This window comes from Dehalobacterium formicoaceticum, assembly GCF_002224645.1.
GTDB lineage: Bacteria > Bacillota > Dehalobacteriia > Dehalobacteriales > Dehalobacteriaceae > Dehalobacterium > Dehalobacterium formicoaceticum.
This window is the reverse complement of sequence record NZ_CP022121.1, coordinates 2,054,783-2,072,782: the sequence shown is the minus strand read 5'-3', so window position 1 is coordinate 2,072,782 and position 18,000 is coordinate 2,054,783. Positions and strand designations below refer to the sequence as shown.

General features: G+C 42.9%; 21 protein-coding genes. 5 read left to right on the top strand and 16 right to left on the bottom strand.

The genetic code is table 11. The annotated features are described in order from the left end of the window. Nucleotides 1–114: 114 nt before the first annotated feature. A complete protein-coding gene (locus CEQ75_RS10070; protein ID WP_420838527.1) occupies nucleotides 115–774 on the top strand; it encodes an ATP-binding protein in 660 nt (219 codons plus the stop codon). A gap of 298 nt (nucleotides 775–1,072) precedes the next feature. On the opposite strand, the gene CEQ75_RS19650 is transcribed toward CEQ75_RS10070, so the two are convergent. The 10 genes from CEQ75_RS19650 to CEQ75_RS10025 form a co-directional block, all read right to left on the bottom strand. Continuing rightward, nucleotides 1,073–2,083: a sensor histidine kinase gene (locus tag CEQ75_RS19650; RefSeq protein ID WP_089612589.1), complete on the bottom strand. Its 1,011-nt coding sequence runs from the start codon at nucleotides 2,081–2,083 to the stop codon at nucleotides 1,073–1,075. An 11-nt stretch (nucleotides 2,084–2,094) separates the two neighbouring features. Beyond that, on the bottom strand, nucleotides 2,095–2,775 hold the full coding sequence (locus CEQ75_RS10060; protein ID WP_198306504.1) for a response regulator: 681 nt from the start codon (nucleotides 2,773–2,775) through the stop codon (nucleotides 2,095–2,097). Further along, a complete protein-coding gene (locus CEQ75_RS10055; RefSeq protein WP_089610309.1) occupies nucleotides 2,762–4,855 on the bottom strand; it encodes an FtsX-like permease family protein in 2,094 nt (697 codons plus the stop codon). The genes CEQ75_RS10060 and CEQ75_RS10055 overlap by 14 nt, the downstream gene beginning before the upstream one ends. Next, nucleotides 4,845–5,624 carry an ABC transporter ATP-binding protein gene (locus CEQ75_RS10050; protein WP_089610307.1) on the bottom strand — a complete coding sequence of 260 codons (780 nt, stop codon included), beginning with the start codon at nucleotides 5,622–5,624 and terminating at the stop codon, nucleotides 4,845–4,847. The genes CEQ75_RS10055 and CEQ75_RS10050 overlap by 11 nt, the downstream gene beginning before the upstream one ends. Nucleotides 5,625–5,803: 179 nt before the next feature. Beyond that, the gene (locus CEQ75_RS10045) at nucleotides 5,804–6,679 is read right to left on the bottom strand and encodes an ABC transporter permease (protein ID WP_089610305.1); all 876 of its coding nucleotides are present in this window, start codon (nucleotides 6,677–6,679) and stop codon (nucleotides 5,804–5,806) included. Between the two features lie 74 nt (nucleotides 6,680–6,753). Continuing rightward, nucleotides 6,754–7,302, bottom strand: coding sequence for a hypothetical protein (locus CEQ75_RS10040; RefSeq protein WP_089610303.1), 549 nt, complete (start codon nucleotides 7,300–7,302; stop codon nucleotides 6,754–6,756). A gap of 49 nt (nucleotides 7,303–7,351) precedes the next feature. Beyond that, entirely contained in the window at nucleotides 7,352–7,873 is a 522-nt protein-coding gene (locus CEQ75_RS10035; RefSeq protein ID WP_089610302.1) for a hypothetical protein, read from the bottom strand. 160 nt (nucleotides 7,874–8,033) lie between these two features. Beyond that, nucleotides 8,034–8,171 (bottom strand): hypothetical protein, encoded by a 138-nt coding sequence (locus tag CEQ75_RS18670; protein WP_198306503.1) that lies wholly within the window; start codon nucleotides 8,169–8,171, stop codon nucleotides 8,034–8,036. Nucleotides 8,172–8,186: 15 nt separating this feature from the next. Next, complete coding sequence (locus CEQ75_RS10030) at nucleotides 8,187–8,519, bottom strand: zf-HC2 domain-containing protein (RefSeq protein ID WP_089610300.1); 333 nt, start codon at nucleotides 8,517–8,519, stop codon at nucleotides 8,187–8,189. After that, complete coding sequence (locus CEQ75_RS10025; RefSeq protein WP_089610299.1) at nucleotides 8,516–8,989, bottom strand: RNA polymerase sigma factor; 474 nt, start codon at nucleotides 8,987–8,989, stop codon at nucleotides 8,516–8,518. The genes CEQ75_RS10030 and CEQ75_RS10025 overlap by 4 nt, the downstream gene beginning before the upstream one ends. A 395-nt stretch (nucleotides 8,990–9,384) precedes the next feature. On the opposite strand from CEQ75_RS10025, the gene CEQ75_RS10020 reads away from it, so the two are divergent. The 3 genes from CEQ75_RS10020 (at nucleotide 9,385) to CEQ75_RS10010 (ending at nucleotide 11,498) form a co-directional block, all read left to right on the top strand. Further along, nucleotides 9,385–9,591, top strand: coding sequence for a helix-turn-helix transcriptional regulator (locus CEQ75_RS10020; RefSeq protein ID WP_089610296.1), 207 nt, complete (start codon nucleotides 9,385–9,387; stop codon nucleotides 9,589–9,591). Further along, the gene (locus CEQ75_RS10015) at nucleotides 9,588–10,037 is read left to right on the top strand and encodes a hypothetical protein (protein ID WP_089610294.1); all 450 of its coding nucleotides are present in this window, start codon (nucleotides 9,588–9,590) and stop codon (nucleotides 10,035–10,037) included. The genes CEQ75_RS10020 and CEQ75_RS10015 overlap by 4 nt, the downstream gene beginning before the upstream one ends. A gap of 300 nt (nucleotides 10,038–10,337) precedes the next feature. Then, on the top strand, nucleotides 10,338–11,498 hold the full coding sequence (locus CEQ75_RS10010) for a HipA domain-containing protein (RefSeq protein WP_089610293.1): 1,161 nt from the start codon (nucleotides 10,338–10,340) through the stop codon (nucleotides 11,496–11,498). Nucleotides 11,499–11,805: 307 nt separating this feature from the next. On the opposite strand, the gene CEQ75_RS10005 is transcribed toward CEQ75_RS10010, so the two are convergent. The 3 genes from CEQ75_RS10005 to CEQ75_RS09995 form a co-directional block, all read right to left on the bottom strand. Further along, nucleotides 11,806–13,332, bottom strand: coding sequence for a DUF4153 domain-containing protein (locus tag CEQ75_RS10005; protein ID WP_089610291.1), 1,527 nt, complete (start codon nucleotides 13,330–13,332; stop codon nucleotides 11,806–11,808). A 90-nt stretch (nucleotides 13,333–13,422) separates the two neighbouring features. After that, nucleotides 13,423–13,632 (bottom strand): helix-turn-helix domain-containing protein, encoded by a 210-nt coding sequence (locus CEQ75_RS10000; protein WP_089610289.1) that lies wholly within the window; start codon nucleotides 13,630–13,632, stop codon nucleotides 13,423–13,425. Between the two features lie 14 nt (nucleotides 13,633–13,646). After that, entirely contained in the window at nucleotides 13,647–14,096 is a 450-nt protein-coding gene (locus tag CEQ75_RS09995; protein ID WP_089610287.1) for a DUF2975 domain-containing protein, read from the bottom strand. A gap of 445 nt (nucleotides 14,097–14,541) precedes the next feature. On the opposite strand from CEQ75_RS09995, the gene CEQ75_RS09990 reads away from it, so the two are divergent. Then, the gene (locus CEQ75_RS09990; RefSeq protein ID WP_089610286.1) at nucleotides 14,542–15,309 is read left to right on the top strand and encodes an acyl-CoA dehydratase activase; all 768 of its coding nucleotides are present in this window, start codon (nucleotides 14,542–14,544) and stop codon (nucleotides 15,307–15,309) included. Nucleotides 15,310–15,587: 278 nt separating this feature from the next. Here CEQ75_RS09990 and saoL read toward each other — a convergent pair whose 3' ends face one another. From saoL to saoX, 3 genes are all read right to left on the bottom strand, one after another. After that, the gene (gene saoL, locus CEQ75_RS09985; RefSeq protein ID WP_089610284.1) at nucleotides 15,588–16,076 is read right to left on the bottom strand and encodes a MerB-like organometallic lyase SaoL; all 489 of its coding nucleotides are present in this window, start codon (nucleotides 16,074–16,076) and stop codon (nucleotides 15,588–15,590) included. A 271-nt stretch (nucleotides 16,077–16,347) separates the two neighbouring features. Continuing rightward, nucleotides 16,348–16,596, bottom strand: a complete 249-nt coding sequence (locus tag CEQ75_RS19535; RefSeq protein WP_420838526.1) for a putative Se/S carrier protein — start codon at nucleotides 16,594–16,596, stop codon at nucleotides 16,348–16,350. A gap of 71 nt (nucleotides 16,597–16,667) precedes the next feature. Next, nucleotides 16,668–17,930 carry an ABC transporter substrate-binding subunit SaoX gene (gene saoX, locus CEQ75_RS09975; protein ID WP_089610280.1) on the bottom strand — a complete coding sequence of 421 codons (1,263 nt, stop codon included), beginning with the start codon at nucleotides 17,928–17,930 and terminating at the stop codon, nucleotides 16,668–16,670. Between the last annotated feature and the right edge of the window lie 70 nt (nucleotides 17,931–18,000).

The window sequence follows — 18,000 nt, the reverse complement described above, 5'->3', positions numbered from 1 at the left end:
ATTATTCGTCAGTCATCAGCTTTTTATGTCCCGTTCTTATGTCCCGCGATAGGTAATATTTGGCATCATAAAGGGAAACTCCTTATTCCTTAGAACAAACACAATGTTTTCCGTATTGACGGTATAAAACGCGATACCTCAAAAATGAGGCTGCTGCTTCGCTCTCTTGCGCGAAATGAAAGTACTACAGTTACCAACAAAACCTTGAAGAACGACATCAAAGCCGTAGACGATGAAGACATCAATGTTGAAACGGTTGCTTCATATCTTGATATTTTTAAGAGACTGTTCATTACCGACAACCAGCCGCCGTTTTCGTTTAATATCCGTTCCTCGGTACGCATCAAGCAGGCAGAAAAACGGCATTTTTCCGATCCGTCTCTTGCCTGTGCTTTGTTGAAAGCAACATTAGAAGGATTAGTGGGTGATCTTGAAACGCTTGGATTTTTATTTGAAGCTTTATGTGAGCGAGACCTGAAAATATATGCAGAAGCATTTGGCGCAAACCTGTATCACTATCAAGATTACAACAATCGTGAGTTAGATGCGGTGATTGAGCTCCCAGACGGGAAATGGTGTGCCTTTGAAATCAAACTCGGAGCAAACCAGATCGACACTGCGGCTGCGAACTTAAAGAGAATTAGAGATGAAATCGCTGTCGACGAAAAAGGGAACCCACCATCTATACTGTGCGTAATCTGCGGACTTTCAAATGCCGCATATCAACGAGGGGATGGCGTGTTTGTGGTACCAATTACGGCTTTAAAAAACTAATTCGGAACTACAACAAGAAATGCCGGTAGATTTAGAAGAATAACGAACTGTCCCAAGGCACAATTTCAATGCTGGCAAATGGGTGTTGATCGAAGTGGTTCTCGGGAACCTTGTTGTATTCACAATAAGGTGCGGCGGCATATTACAACCGACGCAAATGCGAACAATTTATCACGCACTAACCCGTCAGTAAGACCCCCACTTCTGTAAGTGGGGGATAACGGACGCTAAGTTCATGATTGGTTCAACTAACTATCAGTAGGGGATGAAGAAAACCCCTACTGACAGAAGTTTCACTTTATATAACATGCGGGAAAAGCAGTTCAATGCCAAACCCTTTGTCAGATGTCGATATTGGTTCAATATTTACCTCAACCGATAATGCTTCGGCATATTTTTTTACGAGGTATAAGCCCATCCCTGTTGCGTTCTTTCGATCTGGATGACTTCCGGTAAACCCCTTGTCAAATAAGAAGGGCATATCTTCAGGTGGAACACCCTTGCCATTATCTCGAACGGCAAGATGTATTTTACCATCGTCCTGAGTGTCCGACCAACTTACGACGCAGACAACACCATTGTCAGACGCCGTGTACTTAAAGGCATTGCTGAAAAGCTGCGAGAGCATGAAGGCAAGGACTTTTTTGTCGCTTATAATTTGAAAAGATGAAAGATTTAGCTGAACATCAATTTTCTTTTCATCGGATATAGCTCGAAAATCTTCAAGGCACTCCTGCACACAGTCACTTAAATTCATTTTCATGAATTTATAATCTACATGTGAAGACTGAAGCCGAGCATAGTATAATATTCGCTCAACATCATTATTGATAGTAGAGCGTACATGCTCCATCCGATTATAAACATACGGTGACATTTCTTCTCTATGGTTGGCTAAAATCAATGTTGCAAGAGACAGGGGTGTTTTGATTTCGTGAGTCCATGCCTCGATAAACTCCTGATAATTTTGCAATTCCAGTTGTTTATCTTTTATAGTTTGGGATTGCTCTCTTATCTGCGCTGACGCCATTCGTATAATGGAGTGCCAAGAATCATCTACCGTTGCTAATAAACGTTGTTCCGCTTCTTCATCAGGACTGTTCAAAAAAAGTTGCAGCATCTCCATCTGTTTTTTTTGTTTCATTCGATCAATCCGGTAACCTGCAAGAACAATAAAAGCGGTAAAAAGAAAAATAATTACAATAATACTTCCAAAAGAGTCAGCGCCCGTCAGCCATGCCAGAAAAGCAAAAAACAGGTCGGTTAAAAGCAGTAGGACAAGCCACTGTTTTTCGGCTTTCAAACTCATATTCTGTCGCCTCACGGCTTGCTCACCTCCAGACGATAACCTTGCCCACGCACGGTTTGTATCATATCTCTAAGGCCGATGGCATCTAAACTTTTTCTCAGCCTGGTCATATTTACTTGAAGAATGTTTTCGTCAACATATTCATTACCGCCCCAAAGTACAAGAGACAACGTTTGTTTCGAAACAACGGACGGATGCTGTTCAATCAGGACTTGCAGGATTTTTCCTTCTGTTTCGGACAAGACAACGTAAGCGTTTTTCCAAATCACTTTGTAGGTATCAAGGTCTAATACAAGGTCTCTTGCCTGCACCAAGCTGCGCACTTTTCCATATGTCTGGAGCAATCGCTCCACGCGGGCTATCAGCCGGTCGGGGTGGCATGGCTTTGTCAGATAATCATCTGCACCAAGCCCCAATGCGAATAATTCATCTCCGAGAGCGTCACGTGATGTTAAAATAAGAATCGGGAAAGACGCCCTCGCTTTCAACCATTTGCACAACTCAAATCCAGATTTGCCCGGGAGGTTTAAGTCCAGTACAGCCAAATCGGGATTGCTGTCAAGAATTTCTTTCTCAGGAGTATCGAAAGAAGAGATACTTGATACCGAGTATCCCTTCTTTACGAAAGTATTGACGAGTTCTTCCCGCAAGTAAATATCATCTTCGATGACTATGATCTTACTCAAAAGCATTACCCCTATCTGTTACCTGCAATGTCTGTATTTCTCGGTTGCTGGTATGTTCTATAATCTTGATATAAATGAATTCTATCACAATAAACAGTATGAAGGCGATCCCTGCAAGTAAAATCACTCTAGCAAACGACATTCCTGCTGGCAATTTTAGAAAGCTTGTAAACATCGACCATATTGCAAAGGCAGAACTGCATACCGCTATGCCAAGCACCATAGCAAAAAAGATTCGGATTTGTGCTCTTGCCGATTTGCAAAGATCATTTTCATTGGCTCCAAGCATAAGCAGTGTGAGGTAACGGTGTTTATTTGCCCGTTGCTGTATCAAGTATTTCAATCCGATTACTGTGTTTGCAATGACCATGAATAAGATACCAAGATATATTGTCAGGTAACTTGCAGCTACAGTATAAAAAAGATTTCTACCAATGCCGCCTATATAGCTTTCGTATTCCAAGCCTGTTCCTGCCAGGTTCTGTTCCATCAATTGAATTGCTTGCATCAAGCCCTTTTCATTTACAACCTTCTGACTTAGCAGGACATTCCAGCAGAAAGGGGTGCTGCTATCAGAAACCCAATTCTGGTAGTCTTCATCCGAAACGATTAAGGCGCTGTAGAGTGTGATTTTGCGGTCGGCAACCACATTATCTTGGTAAATACCGGGCAATAGTTCGTATTTTTGACCGTCAACTTCAATGTAAGCGCCAAGCTTTAGTGCGCCATCTAGATTGTTGATAAAGTCACCGCTATCCTTCATTGAAGTGTACAGCGCAACTTGATTCTTCCCCAGTCGAATCTGCTCTTTACCGATCGCCTGTAAGAGCTCGTTGTAGCTGGTTTCTGAGATTAGATACGGGCCTGATCGGCCAGAAATAATTTCAATCATATTGTTTCTCAAATCCGTTTCAGGCAGGTTTGCGAGGGCAGCACTGAACCCTGCCCAAGAGAAATCACGGGCATTTGGCTTGCTTGTCAGAACTGCACCGGTTTTATCGTATAGGTTTGTATTCATTGAACTCAGGAACATGGGATAGTACACAGAAACCATCGATTTGCTTGCTTCAGAATCCAAAACCCCGCGCACTTCCTGTTCGCTTCCATCAATAGAAAAATCCACTGTTCTGACATCCATCGATCCTCGGCCTGAAGCAACACCAATACCAAAAGATACGCAGGCCAACGCCATCAATAAAAGCAAAGACGAAATTGCCAGCGCTCTGTACTGATGAAGCACATTCTCCTGAATCTGCCGTCCTGTAAAGGTGAATAACCCAGATCGCGTTGGACTTTTACGCTGAATCTTATGCCCGATAAATACACCCATACCATGGTACAGCAGAAAGGTTCCGCTTCCGCCGAGGGCAAGAATAAGCGCAACGATATTGAAATCAAAGCTTCTCAGCATGGTAACTCCGATCGCATATGCCAAAACCAGGAAAATCAGGCCGAGAGCAAAGCCGAGCCAGCCTTTTTTTCCGGAAAGTGACACTTGCTTTTCGGGGGAATCCGATTGTAGCAGCTCCATTGGTTCTTTGCGACTGAATTCAGCGCTCAGGAACAGCATGGCTATCATTTGTACTGCGATAAACCCGACAACTGTTCCAAGAACAGCCGATATGGAAAAGGAAATTCTATGCCCGATTATCCCAAGTCCGACTAGTTTTGCCGTTGTTAGGCTGATCCCCTCCGTAAGAAGTAAAGCTATTGGTAAGCCAAGCAAAATGGATATCAAGCTGTTCCAAATGGTCTCACTCATCAGCATGGCAAAAAGCGCGCTTCGTTTCATACCAAGCATCAGATATAGCCCAAATTCTTTCTTGCGGTTGTCCAACTGATAACGGTATGCAAAGTAAACCAGAAAGAAAACGAAGAAAAGTGAAATCATGTAGACGATTGGAATCAATAGCATAAGTTTGCTAACAGCGTCGCTCTCTATTGTTTTCAAAAAGCGCATGACATCCTGATCACTCAAAGACAACAACGTATAGAATGCGACAATTGCAACCACTAGGGAGCTGAAGAATAATCCGTTGTTCTTTCGATTTTTTGCGGCATTACTCCGAACCTGCTTAAAGAACATTTGCGCTTCCTCCTCCCAGTTGTGCCATGACTGTAACAATGCGCTCGTAAAAGCTGTCGGGGTTTTCTGTTTCAATGTTCTTCCTGAGCTCATGGAACAGGCGGCCATCCTGGATAAAAAGGATGCGGGAACAATAACTGGCGGCATTTGCATTATGCGTGACCATGACAATTGTCTTCTTCTGTTCCATGTTGATAGCAGAAAGCTTGTCCATGAGAACCCTGGAATTTTTACTGTCAAGCGCGCCTGTAGGCTCATCTGCCAACACAATGCTCGGTTTTGAGATGAGAGCCCTGGCTGCCGCTATGCGCTGCTTCTGTCCGCCGGACATCTGGGAGGGAAATTTGCCCAGAACGTCCACAATATCAAGACGGTTTGCCAATTCCTGAAGCTCAGGTTCAGCTTGCTTGCCTGTCACACTATGGAGCAATAACGGAAGAATAATATTTTCTCTTGCCGTTAAGTTATCCAAAAGTTCAAATTCCTGAAACAGGTATCCGATTTCTTTGCCGCGATAGTCAGCCAACTGTATTCCTTTGAATGAAGAAATATCCTTGCCTTGAAGCAGGATTCTTCCTGAACTAGGTTTAATCATGGTAGCAATACAGTTGAGCAATGTTGTTTTCCCGGAGCCGCTGGCCCCCATAATTCCAAGAAACTCGCCTTCAAGCACGTCAAAGCTGATTCCTCTGAGGGCTTCTGTCTTATTGTCGCCCTTACCGTAGACTTTTGTGATGCTTCCGACTTGTAAAACTCTATTTGAATTCATTTTATAACCTCCTGACTTGCTTACTCATAATTATAGCAAGTACCGCAGAATAATAACACTTACAGTTGGTGTAAGGATGTATTCATGTTGTGCTACTATTCTTTACATCGATGAGGGTATCCAGAGAAGGAAAAAAGACACAACAGCTTAATAAGGACTGTGCGTCTTTTTTCCTTTTATCACCCGGCGATTCTCAGGCGTTCCACAATGCTCTGCTTATTCGTTGCATGGTACATGATATACGAGACCAAAGCTCCCAGCACAAACAGCAACGGTAAAATAAGCGCCAGAGGCCAAACAATAAAATGATAGCTCATAAACCAGATTTGTCCGCACATCGGGCGCACAATCAGCAGCGAGCAGCCAAGGCTCAGCAGGGTGGAGCTTGCCGCTGTCAAAGCTGCGTAACAGACCCCTTCCCAGCAGAGCATCGTCACGAGCTGCCTACGCGTCATGCCGACGCTTTGCAGCATGGCAAATTCCCTATGGCGTGTCAGGATGCTCGTCAAAATGGCATTGATAAAATTAAGTACGCCAATAAGCCCGATAATAAGTGCCAATACGCCGCCGATCAGAACAGCTGTACTCTCTATACCCTCAAGGCCCGCCAACGCAGTGAATTTGGATTTATAGTTCATGGTGGGTTCAACACTGTCGGTATACTCTTTCAAAAAGGTTTCCGTATCGGTTTCTTTGCCGTCTGCCACGTTGAAAGCGTAACTCATGGCGAAGGTATTGCCGGTGAGCTCCTTGTAAACATCCCCCGGCAAAAAGAAGGTGGAGCCCACCCAACTGCCGTCTGTATTGGTGTTCGGGTTTGCGATCACATGCCCCAGCACGATCATTTCCCGCACGCTGCCGCCGGTGGTAAGGGTAAGCACTTCGCCGGCTTTATGATTAAAGCGATCAGGTGATTGCGAATTTCCATAATCATCCACCGTCACGCCCTCCAGAATATATTCCCCTGTGGCGAGCTTGCCCGCATCCAGCTCACCGTCCACAAGGCGCAGACGGGATAAGGGAAATTCATCAAAATGGAATCCTACTGTGTGCATTTTTCACTTCACCCCATCCCCTTCCGTAGCTTTTCTCTATAATTGACGCTCATAATTGAAAGCGCAGACAGAATTCATAACAACCCCTTTAAAGATAAAATCTCCAAAGGATCAGCGTTGGTTTCTTCCCAATCTCCAAGTTTTAAGAGCTCTATTATAAATTGTTCAGATAGTCCCTTAGCGGAGCATATTCCTTCGTGACTCACTGTGCCAAAGAACAGTTCATCTTCATGAAAGAAACATAAATCCTCCAATGTCATCAGAGTTTCTTTTTTCTCAAGTCCTAGGAAAAGAGTATTCGTATGACTCAATAATACCTGCTTTGCTCCATCTGATGCACGGTATATGAAAATATTCATTATAGGAACTTCAAATTCAGAATTTTCAGGAGGAGCACCGTACCGATACCAATGATTGATTTTTAGGTGTCTTACTTTATAAGGCTCCAATGCCTGTTCCAATTGTTTGTCGATAGCCGCTGTCCAACGAGCCCATTGTAATGAAAAATAGGTTGCATGGGCAAAACAAAGCTCTATCAGCTTTTTATATTTTGCACCCTCAATGGTATGAGTATTGTCACCACTCAACTCATACCATTGCTTAAATTGCCATCTCTTTTCCAACAGAAATATCCTCCCGGTTCAATTCAACAGTTTGGTGATGAATTAAAATTTATTTCTCTATTCCTAATGTATCGTAATATTCTTTAGAATATGGGATCGTTGAATAGTCAAAATCAGCTTGTAAGCTTTTCACATATTGATACGCATTTGAATGGGCTTCAATTCCAAATTCCGTACACAAGGTATTCAGCGCAGCATCTTGTGCTGGCCAGCCATTCTCTTCCTCTGATTTCAGTAGCTCTGAAAACTGCCTTTCTCCTATCCAGCAAATTTGCTCTAACGGGCTGGCACCTTTACAGAATAGCACAAGGGACAAAAACTCCTGAAAGTTACGGGCAATAGGCTCAATATAATGTTCACCGCACGGCATAGGGCTAACAGCAAATACCATATCAGAGCTGATTGATGGAATGAAACAAAAATGTATCCCCTCAACACCTAACCAACCGATAACTTCTGTGCCAACTGAGGTACAGAAATATGCCACATCACTATCGTTCCATCCTAATCCTATTGCATCCTTTAAAAATGACAATGAACGGAAACGATGAAATAGATCATTATTTATCATTTCATTAACCTCGTTAAATTCTGATTTACATTATTGATTATAAATATTTACTAACTCCTACCCTTCTTGTTGCACACTTTCTGCTGATATGTAACATAAGAAGAATGTGAAAAAACTCAACTACACATTATGCTAATAATCTCCGCATAACAGCTATTCTTCAATGTTTGAATGAACCGTTTTTACCAACCAATCCGTAGATTTCGCCCTTCTTCACACGAATGGAAACATCCTGTAAAACTACATTTCCGTTGTACTGTTTTTGGATATGCTCTGCTGCTAAAACGTAGTGTCTCAAGTTATTTTCCTCCAATCAATAGGGTTTGGGCAAAATCCTAATATCCATAAAGCTATAAAGAAGAAGAGCAATAAGGACAATGACCAAAATAGTGGTTAGAATGCCTTTCAGTAGCGATTTCTTCATTCCTTTCTTCCACCTCCGTGACAGTTTTTTTACCGCTTCGGCTTCGTTCAAATTCTGCTCCGCATTATTAATAGGTAATCCATCATCCATTGCCTGCAGCTCGGCTTTGCAGCTATCACATTCAGCAAGATGTTCCTCAACCATCGTTTTGCTATCGTTACTGCAAACGCCATCATGATATAATGGCAGCAAATCTTTAATGATTCCACAAGATATTTTCATTTCATCGCCTCCTGCAATTGTCTCTTTGCTCTATAAAAAATCAACCTTGCCCAACTATCGGTTTTCCCGAATAACTCACCGATTTGAGAAAATGACAGTTCTCCGAATATCCGTAAAGTAAAGACCTCTTTGTATGGCTCATCCAAATTATGAAGCAGAACGTGTAATCGCATTGCCGCTTCTTTATCAAAGTAATTCTTTTCTAAGTCTGTTATATCTGGAAAATCCGCATCTATATCCGGAGCCATCCGCTTTTGCTTCTTGGAAAGTGAGAAATAAGTATTTTTAGCAATCTGGCAAAGCCAAACATATAATTTGCAGCTTCCATTGAACTGATCTATATGCCGCATGGCTTTGAAAAAGGTTTCCTGAGTAACCTCTTCAGCAATGGCTTCGTTCCGGCATAGAGTCAGCACATATTTATATACACCAGAAAAGTGTTCTGTATATATTTCTCCGAAATCCGTCACTTTCTCACCTCCTATCTATAAGACTCCGCTTTTATAAAAACGTTTCAAGGTTTTTTATTTTCTTTTTGTCTGGCATCTTCCGGTTTGCTTATATCTTTTAAAATCAACCACCTTTTCTGCATGAAATTATCACAATTATAAACGGTCAACCGAATAATAGCGAAGGCTTCTTCAAATTAGGGCTAAATTCCAATTATGCTCACAAATAGATAAAATACCGTATCACAAGAAATATCTGCATAGGGTTATTCATACACCTGGTCTGCCATATAACACTTATCCGCCAAACAGGCTAGTTTTATTATAATATAAGTAAGGTTTACTTGACACAAAAGATGGGTTTTGCTATCATTACGTGTAAGGTATACCTGACTTTATGTTGCGGAGGAGTGGAATTGAAGAACAGAGTTAAAGAACTGCGTGAGAAGCAAGATCTTACACAAAAGCAGCTTGGAGAGCTGGTCGGTGTATCTCGCCAAGCTATAAACGCTATTGAAGTAAATAAATTCGATCCATCGATCTGGCTTGCTTATGACCTGGCAAGCTTCTTTAATATTACGATTGAGGAACTATTTGATTTTAAGGAGAGTGAGAGAAAATGACCAAACATCCTGCAGTAAACGCTTTGTTTATATCTTTGCTATCAGCCTTTTATTCTTTCCTGTTCATTTTCATATCTGACCATATGGAATTTCAGCGCCTGGTTCATCCCAAAGGAACACTTCAAATTCCCTTTATAAATGCCTTCACAGGCTTCATCATAGGAGGCAACATAAAGTATGTCGGTTATGCGATAATCTTGATAGCGGCTGTAATACTCGTAATTACCTTACTCAGACGAAAAAAATATGATGAATATCAGCAGAGTATACAGACAAGATGCGCATTAGCAGTTGGTATTTTGACCATCGTTATGGTGCTGCTACTCCTTTTGTTTATCCTGACTGATCCAAACTACTCAATAGAGTTTATCTTCCTGTTTATCATCATCCACTGGTTTTGTGTTTTGATAACAGACTTGATATATGTCGTGAAATATTCACGGTAATAGTAACCAGGAAAAACTGTTAAGCAGGACTATTCTGGGAGGCTTAGAGATTTTCTCCGCCCCGTCCCGCGTTGGTCTTATCCAGTCCACAGGTGTTACGAGGCCACCCCTGCCGAAAAACCCGACACAAGGGCACATAAGCGTGAACAAGGCTGTATGAAAGCGTCGTTCTGGTCTTAGGTTTTTGCAGTGCTGCGGGTTTGGTTATAATTTCCTTTTACATGTCAAATTCCTTGCTAGAATTGCAGAAACGAGGTATAATATTATATTAACAAAAGTGCCAGAAAGGAGGTAAAATGGATGAAATATACACTCATGAATAAGTATACGCCAGTTTTGGAACTGAGCATTGATGAGGAAACTGCCTCTATCGTTAAGGTCGGGCAGGTACTACATCCGGATTACCTTCCTGTGGGTATCCAGTTCACCAGAGGAATTCCAGACAGAAAGAGCCTCAATGATTGGTGGCGCGGACGTTCCATTCCCGCCAGTCGTTCCGGCATCCGGGAAGCGCTCACCATCCTGAATGTGTCCTGCACGGAGCAGTTGCTCACCAAGTGCTATGACTTGAGCCTTTCCGACCAGTATTGGATCAACCCAATAGACCACCCTTTGAAATGGGAGGACATAAATTTTTTTGATAACACCTTCTCAGATGATGTGGGGAATGCCCTCTTTGGCCAGGCGCCGGAAAGCGGTGAACTGGATCTGCTCTCGCCCTGCAATACTTCCGACGGATTGCTGAAAAAAAAGTGGAAGATTCTCAACGGGGAACGGGTTCTCATCAAATCCGGAAGCAATCCGTTCCAGCAGGAGCCTCTAAACGAGGTCATCGCTACCTCCCTGCATAAACGGCTGAACCGTGTGGCCTATGTCCCGTATCGTCTGATATGGGAGAATAACATTCCCTACAGCGTCTGCCCGAATATTGTCACACCGGATACAGAACTATTCAGCGCTTACAGTATTTTTAAGAGTCGAAAAAAACAAAACCATCATTCTATATATGAACATTTCCTGTTAAGCTGTGAGCACTTGGGCATACCGGGCATGAAGGAATTTTTGGATTATCTGCTGGTTTTTGATTTTCTGATTGCAAACACTGACCGGCATTTCAATAATTTTGGCTGTATCCGTAATGTAGGAACCTTGCAGTGGCAAGGCCCTGCACCGGTTTTTGACAGCGGAACAAGCCTGTGGCACGACCAGGTGAGCAAAGCCATCCAGCCACAAAGTGATGTGCCCTGCCAGCCTTTCAAAGCTGCACACAGTCAGCAGATTGGCCTTGCAGGCAGCCTTGATTGGGTGGATTTTTCTGCCCTCCTGGATCTGGATGAGGAATTCCGAGCATTGCTTTTATCCTCTCCCTACATTGAAGAACCGCGAACCGATGCATTATGCAGAGGACTAAAGGACCGCATCTTTCAGCTGGAAAAACTCGCCCTCGAACAGAAAATGTAGATTAGCGCATCGGCACCCCCGGCACCGGATTCTCCAGGCCTTGAACTGAAGCTGTATGCCTCGGGGTGGTGCCTGACACCAACTTATCAACCATCATAGCTTTGCGCCACAAAAGGAGAATGAAAATAGGGTATAGATTATCTACTTTCGTGTGAACTTATTGACATTGACATTCAACAAAACAGTCTTTGCGGACTGGGGGGACTGACGGAGAGATATGCCTGGCTATCAATGATATCTCAAGGAAATGGACGGAGAAAAAAGGCAACCTACCGTCCAAAGCGGTAGGTTGCCAGCTATCAAATAGTTAAATCTCCGTGGTTTTTTGCCTGGCTCGTACCTTCTGTAAATTATCCCCCGGCTTTCCGAGAGACTCTGCGGCCAGTTCCCGCTGAGTTAAAAGATAAGCCTTCAGCGCATCTTTCAAAACCGGATCATCCGTTTTCTCATAAACCTTCAAGGCAGGATCAACCCCCGCCGGTCCAGAACGATATAGAATGGCTGCATCGAAGTCTTGAAGGGTTCCGGAAAGATAACGGTCAGCATTATAGCGGGCAACAAAACTATCCGGGTCGGCTAAGGAAAGGGTACAGAGCATCACTACGCCTACCCCTAGCGCCAACCGTACAATAGAAAACTGCCATTTTTGCAGGGCAACTATCCCACCACAGATAACAGCCAAAAAGACCATAAACAAACAAGGGAGCAGTCTGCGCACCGATAGTCCGTAAGCCCCGATATACATCGCCATTTTGCTAAGGGCAGTGGCGATCAGCACCAGAGTAAGTACCGCCAATAGGGAGTTTAATACCTTAAGCACAAGACCTCCCCGACCCGTTTTTTTGCTGAAAATATTTGCCCCTGCCAACACAGACAGGTTGATGGCGGCAATACGGCAAAGCTCAAAAAACCCGCTTCTCGCATATTCTGAATAAACCTGCCAGCCTTCCGGCCGTTCTCCGACAAATGGGGAGAAGAAATAGGGAGCCTGACTGCCCAGGAACACCACATATAAGGTACATAACAAACCAAGCAAAGTATAGACAGTAGCCAAGGGCAGCACCCTGAGGGCGGAAAGAGCCTGCTCCACTCCCTCCACTTGGAACGCATCCCAACCTCTCTTATGGGCACTGCCGGCTACCAGGCCAAAGAGATAAGCAGCGACGGGAATGGCAAGAATGCCATGAAAGATCAGCTGGGCAAGATCCTGCCCCATTCCATAGAAGTAAGCCGTAACTCCCCCGGTGATTTTGGCAAACCCACCGCTGTCTGCCTTCATCAAAAGGGGTAAAACCATGCTCACAACAATCAGCGTCAAAAGAAGGCCCAGTACGATAGAAAAGATTTTCCGTCCCTCGGCTCTTCTATCCCGCCCAAGAAAGGCAATGCTTTGATACTGACAGCCGAAATTCCGAAAAGGAATTACAAATAAACCGTTGATACCGTCCAGTATTAACCAATTGCTGGTTTTACCAAGTAAAGGCAGTCCAGTGACATTGATTACCCAATATACCGCGCTTAAAAATAAGCATATACTGCGCCAGGGCTCCAAACCCTTATTTGACCAAAGAGAAAAGCTTACTCCTGTAAGTACCACAACCGCCAGCCAGAACCACCCGGCCCGGGTAATATGTATCCCTTTTTTTAGAAAGTATCGGGTAACGACTGCGGAATAACCAAGGGTAAATGCCGTTACCCCCCAGCCCTCCCAGGAAAAAAACACCCAGCGTATGAAAAAAAGCCCAAGATAAAAGCAGCCAAAGCAAAAATTCCGTCTTTCCTGTCCGCCTGAAAAGGCTCTTTTCTTGGTCTCGCCGAGGGTATTCCCTCCCAAAATGCCGTTCCCGAAGCACCCGCCATTTCTTTTCCCGAATAATCCTCATGCATTTTAAACCTACCTCCTTTTGTCACTCTTCCTCTTTTGTCACTCTTCCTCTTTGTATTCCAAGATGTCCCCGGGTTGGCAATCCAGTGCTTTACAAATGGCCTCCATGGTGGAAAACCGAATCGCTTTGGCCTTCCCTGTCTTTAGGATGGAAAGATTCGCCTGACTTATGCCGATTTTTTCCGCCAATTCCCCGGAGGAAATTTTCCTTTTGGCCATTACCACATCCAAATTTACTATGATTGGCATGTCTTCCCCTCCTTTTACACGGTGTAGTCCACTTCGTCCTGCAGGTCTACAGCTTTTGCGACCACATTTTTTACCACACGGACGATCAATCCCATAAAGGCAGCAGCCACAAATACAAAAACCCAGGGTAAATAATAAAAAGCAGAAATCAATGAAACAGCTGCCCCGACAAAACAACTCCAGGAAATACGCCTGAGAAGCTCCACATTCTCTTTGATGAATACTTGCTCCCCTTCAATCCGGCCAAGTAACCTTAAGAGACTGTAAAGGAGATAAGCCGCAGGAAAAAATCCCGTATAAATGGTAGCAAGAAAGAAAGGTGCCACTCCTTCAAGTTCCGCCCGGGAAAAACCGATAAACCACCGGATTAGCCAAGGACCGGTGACCGCTATGACCATCAGCACCCCCATAAAAATCAGAATGCACAACTTACTCAGACTGATGGATTTCTCTCCATTCCACATAAAAACACCCTCCTTAAATTGGGTAGGAAATACCCCCTTATTGGTTGCAGTATAGCACAGTTTTTGTTGGTATACAATATATTTTTATTGTTTATCGATAAATTTTATTCGTATAACATGATAATAATTCTTAAGAATGCTTCAGCGGAAACCAATGCTGCTAAAAATTAAAAACAGGAACATGCCTAATGCATATCCCTGTTTTTTAAAATTCGATTGAAGGCAGTTTTTTAATTTTTCATTATAAAATAATTGCCTTTAACGATAATATCGGAAATTTTTTGGGGCATATTCCATTTTATTCCGGTTTTTTGTAATCACCTGGGCATCTAATAAATATTTATAAATATATTTTATCGCCACAAAAAACTACATAGATAAATTCTATTCCTCTTATCCATACTTTTCTTATATAATTGTGAATTAGAAAGGTAGGAGATGCAAAATGTATTTTACTGGGATTGATATTGGTTCAACCTCTGCAAAAGCAGTAGTTTTAAATGAAACCAATAATATAGTATACAAACTTGTCATGCCCACCGGCTGGAGCAGTTTGGAAACTGCCAATGTAATCAAGGAAAAACTTGCCGAAACAAATATTAATTATTCCGACAGCAAATTTGTCGCAACCGGTTATGGGCGAGTATCTGTTCCCTACGCTGATAAAACTATCAGCGAAATCACATGTCACGGCAAAGGTGCCGCTTATTTATTTAATGCAAAAGATTGTACTGTAATTGATATTGGCGGACAGGATACAAAAATTATTTCTATTGCCAAAGGACAAGTTGTTGATTTTATTATGAATGACAAATGCTCTGCCGGAACCGGCCGGTTCTTGGAGATTATGGCAAATACCCTAGGCGTTGGTTTATCTCAGCTGTTCGAATTGGCTAAAACTGGTTCCGGTATCAGTATCAGCTCTATGTGCACGGTTTTTGCCGAATCTGAAGTCATTAGTTTAATTGGAAGCGGTCAACCTAAGGAAGATATTGCTTTTGGTGTGGTTGAATCCATCACTAATAAGGTAAAATCTCTTTGTGGCCGGCATGCGTCCTCCAATACAAACTTCTATTTGACAGGGGGCTTATGCGAAAGCGATTACATTATAGAATCTTTATCAAAAAAGTTAGAAGCTACAGTGATTTCAAACCCATTAGGACGGTATGCCGGTGCAGTGGGAGCTGCCCTCGTAGCAAAATCATTAAAATAGAACCATAAAACGAAACATGACCCGCTAGCATCTAACGGGCCCGTTCCGAAACAATCACCCTACATTGAGGTTTTTTCAATGATCTACCCCATTGTCTTACAAAAGGGACAAGTGGCATAAACATGCACTTGTCCCTCGATTATTTAAACTAAAAATGTTTTTTTTGCTTCACTAACTGCTACATCTATATCTGCCTTTATCACAATACTCATATCCAATTCCTGGGCTTCCGCATAGGCGGAGAATTCTTCTTCAGTACAGAAGAAGTTCATTGTATTTCAGCAAGAACTCGCCCAGTTTGCAATCTCCTCAAGCTTAAAGGTCAAGGCATGAAGCTTTTCTGGATAATGCTCCACAACCTTCTCTCCTTGCATCTTTACATATACCTCTTCACCACATACACTACAGGCAGAGCGAACCTCAGTATCCTGGTGAAAAGTAAATGCGGCCCCTATGGCATCAATGGCGCACATTGCGCAAAAGCTTCGTCCATCTGCCAAGGTTACTTTATGATTTGTTATCAATGCAGATACTGGATAAATGAAGTTGACATTCTGCTCTTCATCAGCTACCAAACCGTCCCTTGAAGCCAATGTCTCCATTATCCCTGTGAATTCACCGGCTGTTGAAAGCTTTATATCGCTTAAGGCCAGGAATCCATCATTAGTTATGTTGAAGGGTCTCCCTTCATTAAGGATAAACTCCATAATGGCCAATCTGATCTCGTTTTCCGCAGCATTGAATTTGTTTTGTATATTCTGACCCATCTTTTTCTCCTCTATAAATACTGCATAATAACAGAGAATTATATATTTCTATGGCTTAGTACTATTTTTGCCCTCTGTTTTTCTAAAATCAAATTGAAGCAAGTTCTTATTTCAGATGGAGATTCTTTTACTCCATCTGAATTCTGACGCAGGTTTTTTACTTGGTAAGTGGTTTTCTTACCAAGTAAAAAACCTGCTAATGCATGACTTAGTTGGCATTTGACTCCCTCATAATGAGGCGGGAGACTTACGCCAAGTGAGTCAGGTGAAATCAGCCAATCTGGGATACCTTATATTTTCCCATATTAGTTTCCACCTTATAAAATTGATGTAATGATGGTTCAATGCTCATTTCATAAACAGACTTTTGTATATTTGAGAGTTCATCAGAGGAAAATCGTATAGAAAGACCACAACCCGCGGCGATCTTCCTCAGAGTCGGCATCATGAAAACATTGAAACCTCTTTCGTTAAGAATCTTTTGAACCTTCATTGCCACATGAGTGTTACCACAGGCAATTACGACGCAATATGAATTCTCTAAAGTGATAACACTCCTTTACATGGTCATGAACAAATAGTTCCCGTTCATTACATTTGATCCAGCTTTGTGACAACTTGGTTATTGTTCCACTTTTCTACAGTCTTACCTAAAGTACTGGAGTGATCAATACCGTCAATAGACTCTGCCTTTTCCAGCCATGTCAGATAAGGATCGTCTTTCGGGAATTTTTCGTTAATTTTGTTGTCTTCCATAAAACTTTCAAAACTCTCTATACCGCAAGCTTCCATGTACGAAAGGTCGAGGAAGGACGGTATATCCTTTACATATGGTATTTCTTCTTCCGGTATGCCAAAGCTATACCAGTAATCTGTGTAGTTTTTAATGTTGGTTTCATCGACATCCCAAGATAAAGTACGTCCTTCAGCACAGAGCTTGAGATACATGGTACGAAGGCCTACCGCCGGGTCTACTCCAAAGTCATCGGCAAACATCATCCCTGCATTGTAGGGATGCTGATACATATACTTAATGGATAGGCAGTGGGCCAATACCAGCCTAGTGGTCAATTCAGGATGTGCCTTAGCAAAATCCGAGTTGATAAAGTATCCGCAGTGCAAACCCCAGCCAGACTCTAAATCCTCCGAAATGTGCCCGCCCCACTCAGTACCGATGATCTTGCCGATACCTTCCATCTCAGCCATTGAAGCAAAGGGATCACAACACATAAAACCATCCAGCTGACCGGCTTTCATCGCAACGATCGCATCGTTATCATCCATGTCAACGCCTTGATATAGGGTGTAATCCTTTGGTATGCCCACCTGTTCGGCGTAGCTTAGCCAGTAAGGAGAATACATATCATCCTCAGTAATGGTGATCCGAGACCCGATTATTTCTTTAGCAGAATTAATATCTTCTCTAATGACAAAATACTTGGAGCCTCCCAGATGATTTCCTGCCGGCATAAATACCGGCGCCCCCTTGTTAGCAGCTTTTAGCATCGAGCTGAAGCCCGAGTACCCTGCCACCATATCACCGGCACCCATGGCAGAGGCAACCTGACCAGTCTTGGTAACAACGACATTTAATCCCAGAGCCTCGTATAAACCGGTAGTTTCCCCGATAATGGCCGCGACCATGTGATCACAGTCGTTATACCCCATTTGGATCACAAATTCCTTGTCGGCCTCGGGAATTTCCGGAAGATTATCCAGATATGGGGCAATCTCTTCATTGGGATCATAATCTGACTGACCAACATTTGACTGCTTGCTGCTATCTGTGCACCCGGTCAATGCTGCGATGAGCATCGTAGTCACCAGGGCACCAATAATTACTCTTTTTTTCATTACACTCTCTCCTTTTTAAATTATTTTTGTATACTTCCATTTTTATTTCCTCACGGGAAATCGTCATTGC

Coding starts and splice junctions, on each gene's coding strand:
- CEQ75_RS19650 (WP_089612589.1), bottom strand. CDS start 2,083: ATGAGTTTGAAAGCCGAAAAACAGTGGCTTGTCCTACTGCTTTTAACC.
- saoL (WP_089610284.1), bottom strand. CDS start 16,076: ATGGGTCAGAATATACAAAACAAATTCAATGCTGCGGAAAACGAGATC.
- CEQ75_RS10050 (WP_089610307.1), bottom strand. CDS start 5,624: ATGAATTCAAATAGAGTTTTACAAGTCGGAAGCATCACAAAAGTCTAC.
- CEQ75_RS10055 (WP_089610309.1), bottom strand. CDS start 4,855: ATGTTCTTTAAGCAGGTTCGGAGTAATGCCGCAAAAAATCGAAAGAAC.
- CEQ75_RS10060 (WP_198306504.1), bottom strand. CDS start 2,775: ATGCTTTTGAGTAAGATCATAGTCATCGAAGATGATATTTACTTGCGG.
- CEQ75_RS10010 (WP_089610293.1), top strand. CDS start 10,338: ATGAAATATACACTCATGAATAAGTATACGCCAGTTTTGGAACTGAGC.
- CEQ75_RS09995 (WP_089610287.1), bottom strand. CDS start 14,096: ATGTGGAATGGAGAGAAATCCATCAGTCTGAGTAAGTTGTGCATTCTG.
- CEQ75_RS10015 (WP_089610294.1), top strand. CDS start 9,588: ATGACCAAACATCCTGCAGTAAACGCTTTGTTTATATCTTTGCTATCA.
- CEQ75_RS10030 (WP_089610300.1), bottom strand. CDS start 8,519: ATGAAAATATCTTGTGGAATCATTAAAGATTTGCTGCCATTATATCAT.
- CEQ75_RS10035 (WP_089610302.1), bottom strand. CDS start 7,873: ATGATAAATAATGATCTATTTCATCGTTTCCGTTCATTGTCATTTTTA.
- saoX (WP_089610280.1), bottom strand. CDS start 17,930: ATGAAAAAAAGAGTAATTATTGGTGCCCTGGTGACTACGATGCTCATC.
- CEQ75_RS09990 (WP_089610286.1), top strand. CDS start 14,542: ATGTATTTTACTGGGATTGATATTGGTTCAACCTCTGCAAAAGCAGTA.
- CEQ75_RS10000 (WP_089610289.1), bottom strand. CDS start 13,632: ATGCCAATCATAGTAAATTTGGATGTGGTAATGGCCAAAAGGAAAATT.
- CEQ75_RS10045 (WP_089610305.1), bottom strand. CDS start 6,679: ATGCACACAGTAGGATTCCATTTTGATGAATTTCCCTTATCCCGTCTG.